Origin of the sequence: Paraburkholderia sp. SIMBA_054, from assembly GCF_046534875.1 — a bacterium.
GTDB lineage: Bacteria > Pseudomonadota > Gammaproteobacteria > Burkholderiales > Burkholderiaceae > Paraburkholderia > Paraburkholderia hospita.
The window spans coordinates 261,809-280,278 of the sequence record NZ_JAWRXV010000001.1 but is presented as its reverse complement, the minus strand read 5'-3'; the positions used below and the strand labels follow the sequence as shown (position 1 = coordinate 280,278).

17 protein-coding genes and 1 pseudogene are annotated in these 18,470 nt (G+C 59.5%); 4 read left to right on the top strand and 14 right to left on the bottom strand.

What is annotated here, in order from left to right:
• Positions 1-605: 605 nt before the first annotated feature.
• Together SB822_RS01635 and SB822_RS01630 are read right to left on the bottom strand one after the other, a co-directional pair.
• Positions 606-2,342, bottom strand: a complete 1,737-nt coding sequence (locus SB822_RS01635) for a DNA cytosine methyltransferase (protein WP_410853873.1) — start codon at positions 2,340-2,342, stop codon at positions 606-608.
• Positions 2,343-2,657: 315 nt separating this feature from the next.
• On the bottom strand, positions 2,658-3,083 hold the full coding sequence (locus SB822_RS01630) for a hypothetical protein (protein ID WP_410853872.1): 426 nt from the start codon (positions 3,081-3,083) through the stop codon (positions 2,658-2,660).
• A 437-nt stretch (positions 3,084-3,520) separates the two neighbouring features.
• Between SB822_RS01630 and SB822_RS01625 the strand changes: the two genes are divergently transcribed.
• Complete coding sequence (locus tag SB822_RS01625; RefSeq protein ID WP_410853871.1) at positions 3,521-4,006, top strand: hypothetical protein; 486 nt, start codon at positions 3,521-3,523, stop codon at positions 4,004-4,006.
• 474 nt (positions 4,007-4,480) lie between these two features.
• Entirely contained in the window at positions 4,481-4,846 is a 366-nt protein-coding gene (locus tag SB822_RS01620; RefSeq protein ID WP_410853870.1) for a hypothetical protein, read from the top strand.
• Between the two features lie 80 nt (positions 4,847-4,926).
• Here SB822_RS01620 and SB822_RS01615 read toward each other — a convergent pair whose 3' ends face one another.
• Positions 4,927-5,115 carry a hypothetical protein gene (locus SB822_RS01615; RefSeq protein ID WP_410853869.1) on the bottom strand — a complete coding sequence of 63 codons (189 nt, stop codon included), beginning with the start codon at positions 5,113-5,115 and terminating at the stop codon, positions 4,927-4,929.
• Between the two features lie 330 nt (positions 5,116-5,445).
• Positions 5,446-6,153: a hypothetical protein gene (locus tag SB822_RS01610; RefSeq protein ID WP_410853868.1), complete on the bottom strand. Its 708-nt coding sequence runs from the start codon at positions 6,151-6,153 to the stop codon at positions 5,446-5,448.
• 33 nt (positions 6,154-6,186) lie between these two features.
• Between SB822_RS01610 and SB822_RS01605 the strand changes: the two genes are divergently transcribed.
• On the top strand, positions 6,187-6,321 hold the full coding sequence (locus SB822_RS01605; protein WP_410853867.1) for a hypothetical protein: 135 nt from the start codon (positions 6,187-6,189) through the stop codon (positions 6,319-6,321).
• Between the two features lie 152 nt (positions 6,322-6,473).
• On the top strand, positions 6,474-7,124 hold the full coding sequence (locus tag SB822_RS01600) for a DsbC family protein (RefSeq protein ID WP_410853866.1): 651 nt from the start codon (positions 6,474-6,476) through the stop codon (positions 7,122-7,124).
• Between the two features lie 78 nt (positions 7,125-7,202).
• On the opposite strand, the gene SB822_RS01595 is transcribed toward SB822_RS01600, so the two are convergent.
• The 10 genes and pseudogenes from SB822_RS01595 to SB822_RS01550 all read right to left on the bottom strand — a co-directional run.
• Positions 7,203-8,384, bottom strand: a complete 1,182-nt coding sequence (locus SB822_RS01595; protein WP_410853865.1) for a hypothetical protein — start codon at positions 8,382-8,384, stop codon at positions 7,203-7,205.
• A gap of 330 nt (positions 8,385-8,714) precedes the next feature.
• A complete protein-coding gene (locus tag SB822_RS01590) occupies positions 8,715-9,689 on the bottom strand; it encodes a hypothetical protein (RefSeq protein WP_410853864.1) in 975 nt (324 codons plus the stop codon).
• Between the two features lie 187 nt (positions 9,690-9,876).
• Complete coding sequence (locus tag SB822_RS01585; protein WP_410853863.1) at positions 9,877-11,694, bottom strand: phosphoadenosine phosphosulfate reductase family protein; 1,818 nt, start codon at positions 11,692-11,694, stop codon at positions 9,877-9,879.
• A gap of 507 nt (positions 11,695-12,201) precedes the next feature.
• Positions 12,202-12,957, bottom strand: a complete 756-nt coding sequence (locus SB822_RS01580; RefSeq protein ID WP_410853862.1) for a hypothetical protein — start codon at positions 12,955-12,957, stop codon at positions 12,202-12,204.
• 199 nt (positions 12,958-13,156) lie between these two features.
• Positions 13,157-14,173: a hypothetical protein gene (locus SB822_RS01575; RefSeq protein ID WP_410853861.1), complete on the bottom strand. Its 1,017-nt coding sequence runs from the start codon at positions 14,171-14,173 to the stop codon at positions 13,157-13,159.
• A gap of 141 nt (positions 14,174-14,314) precedes the next feature.
• Positions 14,315-14,797 carry a hypothetical protein gene (locus SB822_RS01570; protein WP_410853860.1) on the bottom strand — a complete coding sequence of 161 codons (483 nt, stop codon included), beginning with the start codon at positions 14,795-14,797 and terminating at the stop codon, positions 14,315-14,317.
• Between the two features lie 292 nt (positions 14,798-15,089).
• Entirely contained in the window at positions 15,090-15,371 is a 282-nt protein-coding gene (locus SB822_RS01565) for a hypothetical protein (RefSeq protein ID WP_410853859.1), read from the bottom strand.
• Between the two features lie 281 nt (positions 15,372-15,652).
• On the bottom strand, positions 15,653-16,435 hold the full coding sequence (locus tag SB822_RS01560) for a hypothetical protein (RefSeq protein ID WP_410853858.1): 783 nt from the start codon (positions 16,433-16,435) through the stop codon (positions 15,653-15,655).
• Between the two features lie 384 nt (positions 16,436-16,819).
• Entirely contained in the window at positions 16,820-18,124 is a 1,305-nt protein-coding gene (locus SB822_RS01555; RefSeq protein WP_410854086.1) for a hypothetical protein, read from the bottom strand.
• A gap of 57 nt (positions 18,125-18,181) precedes the next feature.
• Positions 18,182-18,445, bottom strand: a pseudogene (locus tag SB822_RS01550) (ATP-binding protein); the annotation flags it as partial.
• Positions 18,446-18,470 lie beyond the last annotated feature (25 nt).

The following is an 18,470-nucleotide window of genomic DNA, read 5'->3' as shown; positions in this document are numbered from 1 at the left end:
TCGCCGCATGCTGGACAGCGCAACCATTCGTACGATCGCGCGCCGTTCGGAAACGGACTCTTCATCCGCACATCTGGGTCGGGTGTTCGCTGCAGTTCACGCCACGAATACGAGATTTGGTGCGAACTGCCCGCAAAAAAGTCCGTTTAAATCAATGGGATAGTTTTTTAATTTGTCCCACTGTGAGACTGGAGACATTCGCGGCCGTGTGCGCAAGGGGGCTAAAAATTGGCAACTGCTGGACTTTTTAACAGCCCACTCGTGGCAGGCGCTTACGGCGTTGAAGCGCTGCTCTTCGTCGTGTGCATCGTGCTCCTGACCCGCCGGGGTCTCACCGGCGGGATAGTGTTGGGGACAACATTGATCTCCGCCACTCTCGACGCGTGGGTCATTCATGCGCCGACCACTGTGCTGGTTGTAGACGCGATATGCGTGCTGTACGCATTCCTGCTTTGGCGGGGGCGGCTGCCACGCTGGGCAACCTTCGGTGTAAACGCAAGGAAAGCTTGAGCGTGGGCGGGAGCCGCTGAACGAGCGGGGTATTGAACAGGACGCTGGCCCACTCCCGGCAGCGCGCCGGGAGTCGGGGCAAGTGCTCGGGCAGGTCAGGCTGCAACGCGATCAAGTAGCCCTTGCTGGACCGACGTCGCGCGACCCGTTGGCTGGTTGGGGCGGCGCGTACCCTTCGGCCCCTTGCCAGGCAGAGTGAGGTGAGGCAGATTGGCGCGCAGAAATGCTGCCGCCCACGGCGGAGAGACGCTGTTGCCGCACATGTGGATCTGCTTGGACTGGCTGAACTCTCGACCGTCGTGACCGCGTTCGAGAATATAGTTCTGCGGAAATCCCTGGCAGGAAAATAGCTCGGCACTACTTAGCATCCTAAGGAGAATATCAACGATCACGTATGTGATACCGTCGATCACGACCGTCGCGACTTCCCCGTCGTTCATGCCCGCGAGCGTATCGTGGGTGGCAGGCAGGTCAATGCCATGCTCCTTCAAAAAAGTGGCAACACGCCGCGCGCCGGCCTCGAGTTCTGGCGAAAGCACGCATTGCACAACTGCGTGGTGCTGGCCGGCTGCGCTTATCGTCTGGAGTGGATCGCGTACGCTGCGGGCATCGCAGTTGCCGCGCAGATGGGCGAGGCTGGCAGTAATCAGCTGCTGCTGAGACCCTTTCCGAGTGATTGACGAAATCGGTCGGCGCAGATCGTGACCCGGTACCCCCCGGAGATCGTTAAAGCCACCGTTCATTTGAGCTAGGTATGCCGTCGCTACAGCGTGCTTCGCGCCGCCGGCGACGACGGTACCCAGTGGCTGGCGGATGTTCAACGCGCGAGGCGCCTGACCATCGCGCTCCCCATAGCCGACCTGAACGAGGACAGGGGAGCCGATTGCGGTGTCACGAGACTGGTCAGCGTCGACCGCGTGCGGCGTCAGGGGCGCACTCTCGCGGTCCATTTTGCCGCTCACCGGCACGACGAAGGGATTAGCGTGTCGAAGTACTTCGCGGTCGATGCCGACGGCGATGCGACGCAGCGTCGGCCCGGCGAGATCCTTCTTGCGGTTGAAAATGCTCTTCGAGGGGAGAGTGAAGTCGATGCAGTCCGCGGCCGTCCGATAGCGTTGGGTACCATCGGCTCCATCTTTCGAATGCGTCGGCGCCGGCCAGACGATCGGCTTGCCGTCGCATCGTGCGATGACCATCAGACGCTCGCGAGTCGTCGGTGCGCCAAAGTCGCATGCCCGGCTTACCTTCCAGTCGACGACGTATCCCATGCCCCGCAGGATTGCCACAAAGCGGTCCCAGGTCTTGCCCTTGCGCTTCGGGTCGGGGACCAGGAACTGCTTCTCGAGGGGCACGTGTTCCCCCTTGGCCGCGACGCTACCATCGAGCTTCACGACGCGGCCGGTAGCCTTGTCGCGCTTGGCGATCATGGGCGACCACGCCAGCAGCTGCTTCACACACTCGATCGAGATGACCTGCGGACGCACAGTGCCTGCCCAGTGAACACCGACCCACGACAGGGCGCGGATCTTTCTGTCCCTGGGTTGGCCGCCCTTGGCCTGCGAGTGGTCGCGGCAATCGGGACTCATGTGGAGGTAGGCGACATCACGGCCGTTTGTCGCGTGATAAGGGCACACTTCGCGCACGTCAGCGATCAGATGGCGGCTCTGCGGATGATTGGCTTCGTGCATGCTGATCGCGTCGGCACTGTGGTTTAAGGCCAGATCGGCGTGCCGGTTCAGCGCGAGTTCGATGGCTTCGGACATGCCGCCACCTCCTGCAAACAGATCTACAACCAATGGATTGAAGTCGAGAATGAATTGATCGCGTTGCATGAACATGCCTCTCGGAGTTTGTGCTCTGAATCAGGAGCGGTTGCTCTGTGCGCCTATGGCGCGTTGGAGGGCGGCGATGCGGGAAAGCAGGGTGAATGCATCGCGGCCTTGTTCTTACAGTTTCAGGCCGGATGTTCGCGATGCAAGTCGGGTGATGGAGTCGCAGCGGAAGCGTTATGGTTTAACGCTGTCGACGTCGGAAGTTATTTGGGATACGCACAGGCGAGCGATACCTCCAGGCTGCGCGTATCAAGAGAAAAGGGCGTCACAGATCTTGAGGTGCGGCGACGGTTCGTTCCGGTCGACCGGTGTTCACTATGCGGCGTAGAGTTCGTTCCGCGCGAGTGAGCGCGGAGGCGCGGCGCTTTGCAACTGGCGGTGACGATCGAAATGTTCTTCGGTCGTCAGTGTTGTCATCGCGATATCGCGTAATCCGCCGCCGCGCATGAACGGCATGATGAGGCTGACAGGAATCCCAGCGAAGGTCTTCGCGATAACGATGGCGCGTGCACCTTGACCAACAAGCTCAACAAGGACGGGCAGACTGTCCTGCAGCACGCAGGGCGAGCACTCGTCAAGAATGATCACAAGCGCCTCGGGGTTCGACCGGGTGACGTCGTCTATCGATATCTCAACAGCCGTGTGATCGAAGGTCAGGATAGTGGGCCGTTCGCTGGCGAAGGTTCGTGCCAGTTCGCTCTTTCCGCTTGCGGCGGGGCCTGTAATGAATGCGTTGTTCACAGCATGCTTCCCGAAGGTCGGGCGCCATGGTGGCGACAGCCAGGGCGTCGCACGCCCTGCGTCGCGATCCCCCGGAAGTACTGGCTAGAGGGGCGGTGACCTATGGCGCTCTGCAGGTCACGATGTGAGAGTACTCGTGTGTGCGACAAATCAACCTTGGAAAGCTATGGCTGATGGTTCAACATTCCGGGGACGTGACGGAGCTGCGACTTAACGCAGGCAGGTCAGCTTGCCCGGCCTTGCCTATCAGTGGGGCCGCGGATTAAAATCTGCACCAGCCGTTCGAACGGCATCACCCTTCAATAGCCGCGAAGCCAGCCAGGCCGAGGCGGTTCAAGTCTTCCCGATCAGCCTTTCTGCTGAGATTACGTCTCACCAGAGCGGCCCTGTCGCTCATCTCCTTTTCATCGCCCCGATCGGGCAAAAAGGAGAGACTCATGAATCAGAACGCACAGCGTTATCGCACTTCGAGCTGGGAACGTGCACGTACCGCACATCGTCGTTGCAAGGCGGATTTTGCTGCGCATCTTCGTCGGATTGCGGCGCCGATGCAGATCGCCTACCAGCGGCTGATGTCAGCGCATAATGGGTTGCCAGTCGGCATCGAATGTCGCATGGGAAGCCGCGCGTCGTGGGCGTTCGTTGTTAGCGAAATGTCCAGCGCTGAAAAGTGGCGGGTCCAATACTTCGACGAAGGTGGCTTCGTTGGGCACGGGTGTTACGCATCCATCAAGGAGGCCGTGGAGAGCATGATGCGCGACGGCTACCGTACGCCAGACCCGGGCGCATTGGACCGCACCGCGTCGACCCCCCGGTGGGCGGTAGGAATGAAGCGCTCGGCGATCCGGCAGCGATGCCAGGAAGGGCTTATCACCTTCCCGCAGATGATCGAAGAAATGGAGGCGATTCCGGAAGCCGCATAGACACGTCCGGGTATCAATCTGTGATCTGCTGAAGACCTGGCTAGTACAGCAGGTCTTCACTCTCATCTGTCGATATTCGAAGTTCGAAAAAAGAAGCCGACCATGAAGGCCGGCTTAAAACTGCGGTGTTCGTCGTCCGAGGGTTGTGGATTCAAACACCTCAACGTGTGAGAGTCACGTCAAGACAGGATTCTGCCACCTGCGATCCCCCGGTAATCGGAGGATAAACGGGGTGATCGCCACGATATTCCTCCGATTCGCTCCTCTGAACAAAACGAATTTCGTGCCGACGTACCTCCGTGGATATCAATGACCCCGATGGCATACAACGAATTGACGGGATACCCTATACTCACGTCGGCCGTTCGCTCGGCATGACATGTCACTGGTGCGCTTCGGTATGGCCAGGCATACCCGAGTCCATCAACTCGCTCCTTTTTAGTCGCTCACATCGAGCATGAAGGGAGAATAGAGATGAACGTTGCAATCGAGAACTTTGCTGCATTCGAGACCGGTCTGACCGTCGGTGAAAACACCGCGCTCAGTATCCACTGCGGTTTCGCACTCGCTTCCATGCTCGGAAATCACGCGGAAGAGGCGTTCTGCCGCGTCGACGTCGATGGCCAGAACGATTGGGCAATCGAGGCGTATGTGCTCGGGATGGGGGCTCGCGTCGATGACGACGTGCCCGAAGTATTTAAAGGTACCCGCCTGGCGGTCGAATGGCTTGCCGGGCGCCAGCACGCGGAAGAGATGAAGGCCGAGACGATATCCGCAGGCTCGCTCACGAACGAAGGGCAGACGATGCCTTCGCATGAGTTCGACGGGCTGTGGCATTAACGCGTCCGATAGGCCCTGCAATCAGAAGCGCCCCGGTTTCCTCTCACAGAGGAACCGGGGCGCTTTTTTTTTGGGGCTCGTCAAAGACGTCGGATACGGGGGCGATACGGTTCGGTGGCCGCGCTTTCGGGGAGAGGGCGCCAGGCCTTGACCGGGAGCAGGTCGAAGTCGTCGAATCCACCAGGCTCGGATGCAACATAGAAGTTGCGACGCTCGACGGTATCCGATGGCGTCAGGACTTCCACCTGCACCTTCGTTGCGTTGGCCATGGGGCCGTCGGCTCGCGTGGGCTTCCGATCGCTCTCAAATATCCAGTTGCTCATCGTTTGATACTCCAGCGTTGCTAATGACCGGCCAACGTCCGGGAATCCAGCGGGCGAAGTCGAATTCCGCAGCGTCTTCCGGCCGATCGTCAGGGGAGATGCGAGTGTGAAAACACGATCTCGCCAGATCTCTCGCATCTGGCAGGCTACAACTGTTGAGCGCAACGAACCGCTCGGCACATCTGTCTACCCAGTCTGTCGCTCGAAACATCTTTGAATCCTTGTGGTGGGGCGCGATGGCGATCGTCGTCAAATCGCAAACGGACGGCGTTGCACTCAATGGGTCGACCGGCCGGCGCAGCAGGGGCACGTGCGCGTCGGTGCATTGACGTCGAGGCGCTTCTTGTCCGTGTCGGCTATCTGGATGGACAGCACTGCGTCAATCGGGAGGGCGGCCGCTTTGACGCGTCGCGCGAACCATTCCCAGAAACCTGGGTGCCCCGCAGCAGCGCTCAGCGAGTGCTCGTCAACGAAAGCTGAGCACAGCGGCGGGTTGCGGAACACCACGTTAGCCCGGCTGCCGTCCTCCTTCGCGAAGTACACGATGACGCGGTAAGTCGGGCGGACTTTGTTCGCGCCGAATTCCCGATCTTCCCACTGACGGAACGCGACGGGGTCGAGCGCGCGGCCTGCCGCGGTGCGCAGGAAGCGCGCGCTGATGGGGCCGGCATCAATTTCGAACTGCTCACGCGTGAGCACGGTGACCATGCGGGCAAAACTGCCCACGTCTGCGCGGTCGATCGCAACAACAGAGACAAGGAATTCCTGTGCGGTTTTGTCGAAGAGCAGATGGTACGAACGGTTCGACTTCCGATAAGGCAACACCACCGCCGCGCGGCTGGCCACGAGCTCGCGTACGCGGCTCACCGGGATGTCCGTGACGGCGCGCGCGCGTTCGCTGGCGAGTACGCCCATCATGACGTCGCGGCCGCAGGCAGAGAGTTGTGCGGCGAGATGATTCTGGTTTGCGTGTTGCATGGTCATTTGATTTACTCCTGGGTGGTTATGAATAACGAGATGAAGGACTTCATCGTGACCCATGAAGTCGCCAACGCAAATCGCGCGCGGCAAAGCGCGTTGCACTGTCCAGAAAAGAACGCATCGACACTGGGCTTTCGCCGCGGGTCTTCCCAGGCCGGCGACTACGATTGATTCATCCACGTTGGGGGAATTCAGCATATGCGTGGTCCAAACCGGCCAGTCTTCCGCGAGGGGCGCTGGCCTCAACAGAGAAGGATGCGACCCTTATGAACCGACTTATTGCAGCGCTGCTCGGCCTGTGTGTGACGAGCACTGCTTTTTCGATGACCGTCGACGAGCTACAGACGAAGCTTCGCCAGCAGGGAGTTGAAGTGCGCAAGATCGAGCCGGGGCCGATCAAGGGCCTCTACACCGTCGCAGTGCCCGAGGGGATTGTGTACGTCGACGAATCAGGCACGCGGCTCATCCAGGGCCAGGTTTTCGACCTGGACACGCATGCCAACCTGACGCAGGCGGAGCTGCAGGCCAGCCTGCCCAGTATCGACTGGGCGGCGTTACCGCTGCAGGATGCGATCAAGACCGTCAAAGGAGACGGTTCGCGCAAGATGGTTGTTTTCAGCGATCCGGATTGCCCGTACTGCCACGACCTTGAAAATCTTGTGCTTCCCAAGGTCGACAACGTCACGATCTACACGTTGCTGCTGCCGGTCGCGCAACTGCATCACGACGCCCCACGAAAGGCAGGTCTGATCTGGTGCGCGCCGGATCGCGCGAAGGCGTGGGATCAGTGGATGCACGAAGGAAAGTTGCCCGATGACGACGGGTCATGTGGCACGCCGGTTGCCGCGATCGCGGCACTCGCGGAGAAGTTCAGCGTGCGGGCTACGCCGACGATGGTTTTTGCCGACGGCTCCCGCATGTCGGGTGCGGGCCCCGTTCAGGCTATCGAGGCGCATTTGCAGTCGGCACGCTAGCGGGCCGGGCCGCCGCTGCACATCGTTGCGGCGTGCGGCCAATAAAAAAGCGGTAGCGCCAGCAAACAGCTGCGTGTTTCACGCATCTTCTTCGGCGAGTTGCGGCACGCGCTTGCCCGTGTTCGGTATAAAAGGAGAGGACGTGAGTGGGGCATATCTCGGCCATGCTTTGGTTTCGGGCGCGGCTTTCAACCAGTTCAACACCTCGAAGATATAACTGGTCCAATAGTCAGTTTCCCGTCGGTCGACCGGTTTCGCCAGCGCGAGAAAGGCGTCGAACTCAAGAACTACCTCAATCACTTGAGATGGCAGATCGCCCGTAACGGCGACCTCGGCCTCGAAGTACGCGCGGTTCTCCAGCCCGGACTTCACATCGCAGTCAAGTTTGTCGCGCAGCTCGCGCACGCGAGCGCGAGCTTCTGTCAGATAATCCTGGCTAATCCTGTTTCCATCCTTTTGCGCACGGCGCTTGGCAATCGCCACTTGCGTGTAGTAGAAATTCCGGGTGAACCAACGTCGCATTTGCCGGGAATAGATCTTGACGCGTTGAACGGATTTGCCCTGTGCCGCAACGATTCGAAGAGAGATATCAGCGCCTTTCATCTTGAGCGGATTGGACTTGGTGCGCGCATACTGAGCGCCGAACAGGTTCCCGAGGCGGCGGCGCGATTCGGGATCCATCGATTCGACGAAGTCTTGGGGCAACGATGTGTACCACCGGAAGAAGCTGTCGATTTCGTCTGCGTAAGAAATGTACTGCTCAACCGGGGCACCGGGCACACGATCATAGAATGCCTGGGAGGGCCGAAATCGTCCGTTGAGATCGTCGGGTTCGCTGTCATCATGATCCGGGTCGCCCGTTGAGACAGTCGACGTGGAAGAAGCGCCCGGTGCTCGCCAACCAGCCAATTCTGCGCCGCCGTCGCCGCTTTTGCTACGCAGACTGATAGTCTTTCTGGGAGCGGCGGCGGTCGGAAGTGCGGACTCGGCAGGGCGTACCGATGTCGGGGCTGCTGGAGGAATCGGCGGGAATGCCACCGATCCAGGCAATGTCTCCGTTTGCGCGCCTCTTGCCGCGGACGGGAAAGGGGGCGTGTGCCGGCGACCACTCTTATGGTACGTCGGCCGGGGCATCGCGAAGAATACGTCGATCTCCTGCACCTTGCGTTCGAGTCGATGTTCAGGCGGATAGTACAGAGCGCTGGCGACAGTAGCCCCTGCGATTCGGCTTTTTCGTGCCTTCGACTGAGTGTCAATCATTTAAAGGATCGCGGAAGAAGGGATGTATCGTGCCGGAAGCCCGGCTGTGTATGCTCGGTTGAGCCTCAATCGAGGCTACATGGGCGATGCGAGTCATTCGGGTGGAAAAGAGCGCCAAAACTCTCGTGATTTGGGTGCCAGCGGGATAGAGAATCGATTGGGCGGAATCGCGGAGCGGTGAGACGGGATGAAAAGCAGAAGGGGTAGAGGGGGGGAGAAGAAACTGTGCAGCCAGCGCTGCCTCGGGGAGAGAAGCCCGCACTCCATGAGGGGGCGCGGGCTTTTACTGCATATTTTCAGATAATTGGCTCGCCGTAGACTGCCACCCTGTCACGCAAACTCTTCTTCGGGGCTGAATTCTTCGTACTCGGCGATCTCGTGGTCATCGTCAGAATCAGATGTCTCCGACTGGTCATTGCGATCGAGTCTGACGTCGCGGCCCTGCGGGTCGAACACAATCATGGCAGCCTCGAGGACATACTTCGTTCCGCGGACTGCGACGACTAAACCGCGTCGGTCACCACGCTGCAGCCTGCCGCAATCAGCCGCGACACCCTGCGAATGGTAGCTGTACGTCTCGCTGTTCCACTGTTCAGGAAGTCCGAGGCGCCAGGCCGTCCCGAATATCAATCCGGCTTGCCCTTTAAGTCCACTCATCGAATCCGAGAGAATGTACTGCCTTCCGTCAACGACAAACGGCGAGACGCTGGCGACGCCCTTGCCGGAGCACGCGATCTTGTCGGCGGCATATGCGGGCCCCCAGATCGCATACGGGAGTTCGACGCTGTTCATGCCATCCAGATAGCTTTCGCGGAAAAACTTGTCTCGCGAACCAGGCTGGTATCGCATTCGCCATTCATCGCGGCCGACCCACCGCTCGGCAAAGAGGGAGCCGATTCCATCGACGTGCACTGCAAACGTCGCCTGGGCGAAGTTCTCTCTGATTTTCCAGACTACGTCAGTCGTCTGGCCACATCGAACACCTGTCCGGCAGAGGGCAGCGAATGTCTCGACGGTCGCAACGTCCGCTTCGACGTCAAAGCGATCAAGCGAGTCAAAGCAGTATTTTCCGTTCGCATCCGCATCTGCCGCTTTCTGCGCGGAGGTGGACGCTGCGTCGAAGCCGGAAAGGAAGAGGGCATGGAGTGCCTCCGGCGCTCGCAACAATAGTTTGCGGGCGCCGTCCAGCCAGACAACGAGCGAAGGATGCTCGAAAAAATTGCCTTCGAACTTCCACGTACCTTCCGGGGACTCGATCGCGTCGAAGCGAGTTTCCCCAAAATCGAAACCAATCTGCGCATTCATAGGGTTCTCCTGATCCATGCTCGCGGGGAGCGTTAAAAAGGAGGTGCAAAAACGCGGCTCTGGTCAGCGTGGCTGACCACAACGTGCTTTCGTCTTGTTCTGGCAGTGAGGGTTAGTAAGGCGCCGCCCCGACATCCGAAGATGTCGAGGCGTGCCGGCTAATGCAGGGAGTTGATGTGATGCCCGGTTACGCAGCCTCGGCGAAGAGATCGAACTGGATCTCGACGTAGGGCGTTTCCAGTTTCGAGGCGTGCTCCTTGTCAGAAATGGCATTTCTGATCAGGTGCTCGTCGAGTTCGCGCGGGGTGCAGTTGAGTTTCTCGGCAAGGTGCGCAAAGTACTGCCCGCGCTTTGCCATCTCCTGGTAGCGTTGCGATTGGTCGGCCGGGAGGGTGAGTATCCGCTGGTTTAGCCAGAAACGTGCGGAGTCCATGCCCGGGAACTGCTGTGACCGAAGCATGAATTGCGTGTCGAAAGTGCAGGTCACAAAAGCACAGGCAGCTTCGGCATCGACCTCGAGCAGGTCGGTTTCCTCGAAGTAGACCACGCGTTCTCCGCTCGTCGTCTGAGCATGCGCGCTCAGACGGTCCGGGTGGAGGTACGGGCTCCACATCTCTGCCTTGTAGTCTCGCAAACCGTCGACCGGCACCTCGGCATCGTATTGCCCGACGTGGTACCAGCCATGCAGTTCGATCGGAACCTTAGGCGATTTTTTCACGTCAGGAATGTGATATCGACGGCCAAGCTTGTGAACGTCATACCAGACTGACAGCGCCGGAAAGGCGTGAGGTGCATAGTGGTGCATCGACAGCATGAAGTCGATGGCGACGAGTTGGCGTGGCGTGACCATCTCAAAGCGTACGCTACACAGTTCACGGTTCGCCGGTGTATCAGGTACCCGCCCGCTTGCCAGATCCTCGTCCATCTGTTCGGCACGCTCGATCTCAAGTGCGTCGAGTGTGCAGAGGTACTTCAGAAGCTCGATGCGTGAGTTGAAGCTCAGCGTATCGGCCTGCACCCTGATGTACCCGGCTTTGCTCAGCTTGCGACCGACAAGTTCACGCCTGCTCATGTCCCATTGGGTTGCGAGAAGATAATTCCGGAACTTGTTCAGGCCTGCCATATACGCGTGCTCAGGCTCCTGCACCATAGATTCCATACTTCGATCTTTGTCGCCGCTGATAAGACATACTGCGCATCCAAAACGACTCCCACACGCGGCCTTGTTTCCGCCGTCTCCCAGCACTACACCGCACGTTCCTTCGTTGCCTGCGCGATACAGATCGGCCATACGTTCCATCGTTCGCGCGGAGACGGGAGAAGGAAAGGGCGTGGCGGCATTGGTGAACATCGCAACCACTTCCCACACGTCCGTCACCGACCAGTCGGCTATTGGTGACAGGGTGAGGTTGCCCGCAGCGCTTCGTACAGGCTTGATTGCGCTTTCACCACGCGATCGCATGTTGGCCTTTCGCGACGGGCTTTCTTCGAACCGCGTGCCGAGAAGAGTGATTGTCTCCCGTGCGTTGCCGAAACCAGCGGACTTCTCAAGTTGAGCACGCAACCGGTTCTGTGGGTCGACCTTCCAGGACTGTGAACATGGTCGCTTTGCTTTGCCATTATGGTTGGAGTTCTCCAGTGTCCGCGCGAGGGTCCCCCGGCCGATCGTGGAGACGACGAATTGCGAGGCGAGAGTCGGCTCGGCGATGTGAACGCTTATCGGCAAACCAGCCGTCGCTGCATACTCTTCGATCTCCGTGAGCATGAGCTCTAGGTGGCCCAACATCGAAGGGTTCTCGACCGTCGTCGAAGCCGTGGTCACGTGGTGCGGAGGCTGCTCCATGCCAGACGCTGCGACACGGCGGATGGCCTCAAGCGCCATGACCAGCACGACCGTACTATCTTTGCCGCCGGAAACCGCGCACGAAAGAGTGTGACGTTGCTTGATGAGGTCGACCAGAATGGCGATCCCCTCTTCCAGCATTTGAGTGATTTCATCGAACATGATCCGCTCCTGAATGACACAGGCGCGACATCCCCAGACGGGATGCGGCTCCCGTGTGGGTGAAATGAAAAAACCGGTCCGCGGCGAGTGCCACAGACGTTTCTCAAGTTGATGGAGTAACTTCCAGATGCCCAGTTTGGGCGGTTGAACAAAGCGTGAGTGAATGACGCTCAGGTGAGATAGAAGATCTCAGCAGAACGTGCTTTGAACTGGAAAATGTTCGAGACAGCGAGCGACGGCCCGACAGGCGAGGCTCGCGAGGTGGATTGCAATAATGCCGATCGAAGCGGCGCTGGTGCGATTCTAACGCTACTGAATGTAGCCGACAATACGCCGTGTCGGGTCGCGACGGCCGGGCGGTGACCTTTTGGGGCCGCCCGGCGTCGTCGTTGCTACGAATTGCTACCTGAGGCGTCGCCCCTCAAGGGCACGGCGTGCCTGCAGTGCTTGGATCACCAATGCCGGCGATGAACCGGGCTTGGGATCTCCCGGTAGCTCGTCCAAGCGTTACTCGTCGGTGGCGGCCACAGAGGTCCAACCGCTCCAGTCGCTACGCTGAACGTCTTTCATGGCCACCTGTGTGTTGTCGAAGACGACGATGACGCATTCGCCGCTGAGGCCTGGAATTACTGGGGTCGTGCCGCACGGATAGACCATAACGATTGAGTCATAGCCATACGAACGCAGGGCGTTTTGCACCTCGAACCCGTACCCGTCGTAGCCCTCATCGGCCAGCCGGTCGGCGACGAGCATGGCCTGCCTGGGCGTCAACGTGCGCTCGATCAGTTCCGGGTTGATTTCCGCGTTCAGCGATTCGTCGCTAGGATAGAAGTAGTACGGGTTCGCGAGATCGACTGACACCTGCACGATCAAGGATCCGTATTCGGCAGCGGAAGAGGGCCGATCTGCCAGATATATCCCCGGCCCCTGTGCACCGGACTTCGAAGGTATGAAGCGATCGAAACGTACATTCGTCCCGTGATAGGCGGTACGACGGATCGGGCGCGCCGGACCGATATTTCTCGCCGCCGCGGGCAGGGCATCGAGATCAAAGGGCGGCAGTTCAAAGGTTTCGAGCCAGGCAGTACCGAACATCGACTTCAATTGTGCGATGTGGTCTGCATCAGCCTCGATTTCCGCCAGACCCGTTTCCCAGGCGCTTCGTACGCTGTGCTTCCAGCGTTTCCCGAACCGGATCGCGAGGCGTTGCAGCGCGGCTAACTGGGGGGTCCCGTGAGGCACACCGTGATCTGCGTGATTCATGTTCTCTCCTTATGCTCGATACAGAGCGTTTGAAAAGGAGGGAGCGCAGGCCGCTCGGGTAAGACTTCCGTCTTATCTGAGGAGTCTCGAGTTGCAACGCGCGTAGATGGGAGCCGCAACGAGGGGCGTCACTCCGTCGGCCCCCGTGCGGGGAACCAACGGTGCGACAGCGGTACACCAGAAATTGCGGAGGCCCAACTCAAAAACTGAGCCGGAACTGATCGCCAGCTTTAGGTTTCATCCGCTCGGCCGCAACGTCCATCCATCTGGTCATTTCGGTCTTCCGGTGAGCCATGCTGTTAGAGATATTGCTTTGACGCGCTTTGACGCGCGCTGTGACGTCGAAGGCCATGCTATCGACCGATGCGACGAAGTCGTACATCCGCACACGCTCGAGCGCCGTCCCTTTGACGCCGAATAAATGAAGCATGCAACCTTTCGGCAATCTCCCGGCGAGCTGGTCGAGGATAGCGAAAAGACCGTGCTCCGGATGGTTGGGTTCACGCCGGCAGACCGATCCAAGACCAATCAGCGCGGGAGGTGCCAACCAGCGTTTCCCGTCCGCGCCGACTGGAGAGCACGCGCTCCAGTAATCCCACACGTCCATCAGCATGTCGAGGCTTCTCAGATAATCTGAAATTCGCCAGCCCTGTAATATCCCGACGCATGGCCGCAACATACTGGCGACAGTGCTCTCGCTGGTGTCTTTCGAAAGCTCCTCCTGCCACTCGTAGATCGTCTGGAGCGTTCCGTGGAGCAATGTTCCCGTGACACGGATTCGCCAGTCGATTTCTTCCTGATTGGCGGCCACCGCTGGCTCGCAACAGGTATCGGGCGCCGACCACCATGTCGGCATCAGTTCGGCTGCCAGTGCAATGTACTGCGAATAAGTCCATGGGAAGATCGACGCCATCCCCGCTTGTGGGCCCTTTTGTTGCCAGTTCAGCATTGCCGTGTAGCCGGCCGAGTCTAGCGCCCAATCCACGCCCGCTTGGAGTGGGGTTGCACTGGGAATCTTGAATTCACCAGCTCGGGCATCCCAGAAAGCACTCGCCGACACCATCGCAGGGTATTGCTGTCGATCAGCGTGAATTGCGAGCTGACCACCCTTGTGCGGGATCCCGACACGCATCATCAGATCGTCAGGAATACTCGCGTTGACCTGATTGCTAGGCATGACACCAACAGGGCCAAGAAATTTTTCGAAGATGTTCATGTTTGACAGGCTCCTCATGCCCAAGAAGGGCGATTGAAATGAGGAGGGACCGCGAATTGGTCTCGGGTCAATGCTGACATTCACCAAAGAGCAATGCGCTGGAGAAGGCATCCCGCCGCGGCGGGATGCCTCACTCGTTTTTCAGTGACGGGGCAGCGTGTCCGCGATCGCGCGAGCGGTCGACAGAAGCCTCTCCGCACCATCGACGGGCTGACCGACCGTGGTGATCAGCGTGGCGAACGCGTCGATCGCATTGCGAGCGGCGCTTTCGCCACCCGGCGTCAGTTCTTCGAGAGCCTTGACGACGCCTTCCCATTTCGCGAGGATCTCATCGGCGTCGCCGCTGCGAGCCAATGCGATTGCCTCTGCATGCTTCGTGATGTCGTCATAGTCACCCTTGAGCCAGACGATCGTGGGACCACCGCACCCGGTGCGGCCCAGCGGATCTGGTTCGAAGATAACGAGGCTGCCGGAGGCATGCCTCACCACCAGTTGTCGTGGCAGGGTATGCGCCACATCTGCTGTTGCGCCGGCGACCGTGAGAAAGCGGGAGGGGCTTAGATGCGTGATGTTCGCAATCGCGTCGCGTTGCGGCGAGCAACGGCTCTGATTGTGCTGTTTCATGGGTTGCTCCTTGATGCCTCGAAGGGCCGGTTTGGAAACCGCAGGAGCGAAACGCGCTCAGCGAAGCTAAAAGCTTGGCGAAATGCGCTTGAGCGTCAACCGTGGGTCGACGACAGATGGGGGTGGATGCCGCAGGAGCGGCCTGGGTGGATTCTAACCAGAGTGGTCATTCTGCACAAGCGGGCGGCGCCCGCTCGTCGACCACACTTGTGTCCGCCGGACACGCGCCTGGATGTTCGCTGGCCCGGCCGCGCGAGCGTTCGGAATGCGCGCGCGCCGGGTTCGGAGCCGATCAGGAGCGAGCGAAATCGCCGACCGCGACCCTGCTCGAAGCGCGTACGCGATGCTTGATCTGCAGATACACGCCGTAGCCGGTCGCGGTTGCGCCGACGAGGAGCATCGCGAGAGCAAGATTGTGGTTGCCCAGGTAGACCTGAGCGAGTCGGGCACAGCCGCCCACGCCGTCAAATGCGAGCGAAGCGCCGGCGAGCGCCGAGCCTGAAACGGCGAGCGCCATGCCGGCGCGGCGGGGCGTATTGCCCGACTGGGTATTGCCGTGGATTGCGTTCTTCATGACTTTTCCTCCAGCATTTTTTAAACAAACGGTCCGTGTAGCACGATCTGCCGCGACACCGACCACACCGTAGAATCCAGGCGCGGCATCCTGAAAAAACCCCTTCCGCGTCAGTATCACGCGGAATACTTTTTAGCCTATTGTATGCTTCCTGCCCGCTGCTGGCGTTGCAGCCCGGTTTCCGCCCGGTTGTCGGCGCAACGATCGACGTACCGGGAGTACCCATGGTTGGTGGATACTGATACTACGACCGACGGCCTCCAGCCTCTGTTTTCCGCCGCTCACTGTCGCGCAGAACGGCTGCCGAGGGTTAGCACGTCTGGTGCCCGGTCCGCTTCAATGAGGGCATATTTCTGACGGAGGAGGTCGACTTCGATATCGACGACCCGAAGTAGCGATTCACGCCACGCTTCACGGGGCATGTCGCTCGGTCGATCAGGCAGGCGCATGGTGAGCTTGCCTGAACGCATGCGCATGGAGATACATCTATCGAGTCGGGGAAAATTGTCAGGCAGCAAACCAGAAACGTTGGCGGGTCGACTTCCGTCGGAGAACTCGATGGAAATGTCGCCGCACGCGCCATCCATGTGGCCAACGTTGATGTCCTCAAATTTCATGTGAGCGAGTTCGGCGCCGTAGCGCTCGTGGACCGACGCCGTAAAGGCGGCGTCCGTGTCGTATGCCTTCAAAAAGTGCACGAGACCGCAGATACCGGCGACCACACCGAGTGCGACCGTGCACATAACCGCGAATTCCTGATCCGACTGATCTCGCTTCTGTCGAGTGAAGCCGCGCGCGAACGCCACCGACAGGCCGAAAGCAGCAACCAGCGCATTGCGAATTAGCGCAGCGTAGTCCCCCGAAGGGTCGTACGACAGCAAGTAGAGGATCCAAACAACGGCCAGCAGCGAGATGGAGACGAGATATCGGCGTGGAGACGTTCCGCTGTGCGCGTAACGGCACCCCAAATAGGTGGTGACACCTCCGAGCGTCAGAAACAGCCCGGTGAAGTCCCGGCGGCCCATCCAGCCGAGGCACTCGGCAATGACAGCATACGTAGCCACGCAGAAGCGTTGGAAGCTGGCAACCAGGCTGGTGACTATCGCCGACAGCGGCCCCGACTCTGGTGCGAAGAGAACGCAAGCGACAACCAGAACGAGAGCAGTACCTGCGAGGCAAGCGAGTCGCTGGCGATGACGGGACCAGGCGACCGAAGAGGGTATTGAAGAATTCTTTGGATGTTCCGACACGGGTTGTCCTATAGGTGTGGTTGGGATGCAGGACATTGTTTTCCGCGGTTTGAGCCATGCAAGTCGACAGCCCAAGAGAATTGGCGGACTGCGTATAAAAAAAGCCCCGGCGCTCGTTGAGCGCTCGGGGCTGGACTGCTAGTTAATGCTGGGCCCGGACAAGCGACGGGCAGACCATCTGCCCGCCGTACCTGTCGATCAGTCCTCGATCTGCTGCTTCACTGTAACGCTACCGTTATCAGATACCTCAACGAGATAGCGCTTGTTACGAACCGACCGCGGATCCACTGAGAGGCCGTCCAACGCGCTCTGCAGAAGTTCAACCGGGCTCGCGCCGCGGGCTTCCTTCAGTCGCGCATACAGCTGGCTTTCTGTCCAACGACGGCTTTCTTCGTCCAGCTCGTCATCACTCGAAAAGCTCTCGACCTGGCGAACACCTTCAGCCTTGTCGACGACTGCCTCGGGTGAATAGAGACGCTTCACGCCGGAGTCGTCGGAGATCACGATCTCTGATTTCTCTATGGTGACGTCGCCCCACGGACCCTTGATCAGTACCGCTTTGCAGGGCACGATGAAATCGACCTCGCACAGATCTGCGACGCGGATGTCGTCGCCCGGCTCGACAACCTCAAACGTTAGTTCCAGATCATCCAGCGACGGAAGTGTCGTTGCCCAGAAATGCGCAGGCGTAGACTGGTCCATGAGGATGCCGCCGTGGGCGATCAGGTACGTGAGCTTGAGCGCCGACATACCGTCGGCATTGAGTTCCACGTTGCAATCGCCAGCGAGCGCCCGGATGTCGCCCGTTTCGATTCGTTCCCGCGAAATCACGCTGCCGAAAGAATCGGGGAGCAGCGAAGCGACATCGTGCCAGTCAGCCGTGCAGAGCACATCGTATGGTTTCTTGAAGAGACCTGCCGGTGCCACGTCGACCTTTCTGAGCAGTTCAGGCGCGTAATTGACACACTGGTGCCAGTAGCGTTGGACAAACGTTTCGCCGTCACGCGTATCCTGAATCTTGCGAAGCTCGTCCGCAACAGCAGCGCGGACAACCGCGTCGACATGCTCGATGCTCGACTGCGCGTCGATCAGCAGATGACGATCCGGCAACTTTGCGCGGAACTTCGTGCTATCGAGGTGGATTACCACATCGTAGTCCCCAGCTCTGTAAGACTTGCCCGCTGACACGGAGACGCCCTGCAAAAACGCCAGGTAAGACCCCACCCTGAAGTCCGGACGGCGGAGGCCACGAAATTCGACCCAGCCTATCGGAGTCTGAACGGCGACGTTGACGTCGAGTGCGAAAACCTGAGGCAACGATTCCGAGTTGAACCGGACCGGAATCTCAAACCCCCGAGCGATCTGCGCCAACGCCTTCGGCACATCTTCGGGATCGAACGTGAGGCCTTCCAGCGTCAGACGGGTGCCCGAGTCGATGAGACCTTTTTCGACGGTGAAGAGTTGCTGTTTAAGCACGCCCGAAGTGGCCGCACGCATCTTCATGCCGTTCGACTCGATCTGGATGGTTTCGCACGCAAAAAACGTGCTGATGAAGCCCATGCCAAACGGCCGCTCGCGCGCGCAGATGTCTTCGTTCCAGCCGCTTTGCGCGACGGTGAACAGATCCTGAAAGTCGACGATACCGCTGCCATCATCAGTAACGACGAGATCACGTCCCTTCAACTCGAAATTGACGTACGTCGCATCTGCCCGGCGGGCGTTCTGCGCGAGTTCCGCGAGGAACGTCGTGCTGTTGGAAAACGCGAAACCGAGATTGCGAATCAGATTGCCTTCGTTGGTGGTAAGGCGGACTGCTGCGTTCATGATCAGACTCCTTTGTAATGCCGCT

Bases quoted from the DNA above. Each gene is read 5' to 3' on its own strand.
- SB822_RS01635 (WP_410853873.1), bottom strand. From the start codon at position 2,342: ATGCAACGCGATCAATTCATTCTCGACTTCAATCCATTGGTTGTAGAT.
- SB822_RS01625 (WP_410853871.1), top strand. From the start codon at position 3,521: ATGAATCAGAACGCACAGCGTTATCGCACTTCGAGCTGGGAACGTGCA.
- SB822_RS01620 (WP_410853870.1), top strand. From the start codon at position 4,481: ATGAACGTTGCAATCGAGAACTTTGCTGCATTCGAGACCGGTCTGACC.
- SB822_RS01615 (WP_410853869.1), bottom strand. From the start codon at position 5,115: ATGGCCAACGCAACGAAGGTGCAGGTGGAAGTCCTGACGCCATCGGAT.
- SB822_RS01610 (WP_410853868.1), bottom strand. From the start codon at position 6,153: ATGACCATGCAACACGCAAACCAGAATCATCTCGCCGCACAACTCTCT.
- SB822_RS01605 (WP_410853867.1), top strand. From the start codon at position 6,187: ATGAAGGACTTCATCGTGACCCATGAAGTCGCCAACGCAAATCGCGCG.
- SB822_RS01600 (WP_410853866.1), top strand. From the start codon at position 6,474: ATGACCGTCGACGAGCTACAGACGAAGCTTCGCCAGCAGGGAGTTGAA.
- SB822_RS01595 (WP_410853865.1), bottom strand. From the start codon at position 8,384: ATGATTGACACTCAGTCGAAGGCACGAAAAAGCCGAATCGCAGGGGCT.
- SB822_RS01590 (WP_410853864.1), bottom strand. From the start codon at position 9,689: ATGAATGCGCAGATTGGTTTCGATTTTGGGGAAACTCGCTTCGACGCG.
- SB822_RS01585 (WP_410853863.1), bottom strand. From the start codon at position 11,694: ATGTTCGATGAAATCACTCAAATGCTGGAAGAGGGGATCGCCATTCTG.
- SB822_RS01580 (WP_410853862.1), bottom strand. From the start codon at position 12,957: ATGAATCACGCAGATCACGGTGTGCCTCACGGGACCCCCCAGTTAGCC.
- SB822_RS01575 (WP_410853861.1), bottom strand. From the start codon at position 14,173: ATGAACATCTTCGAAAAATTTCTTGGCCCTGTTGGTGTCATGCCTAGC.
- SB822_RS01570 (WP_410853860.1), bottom strand. From the start codon at position 14,797: ATGAAACAGCACAATCAGAGCCGTTGCTCGCCGCAACGCGACGCGATT.
- SB822_RS01565 (WP_410853859.1), bottom strand. From the start codon at position 15,371: ATGAAGAACGCAATCCACGGCAATACCCAGTCGGGCAATACGCCCCGC.
- SB822_RS01555 (WP_410854086.1), bottom strand. From the start codon at position 18,124: ATGAAGATGCGTGCGGCCACTTCGGGCGTGCTTAAACAGCAACTCTTC.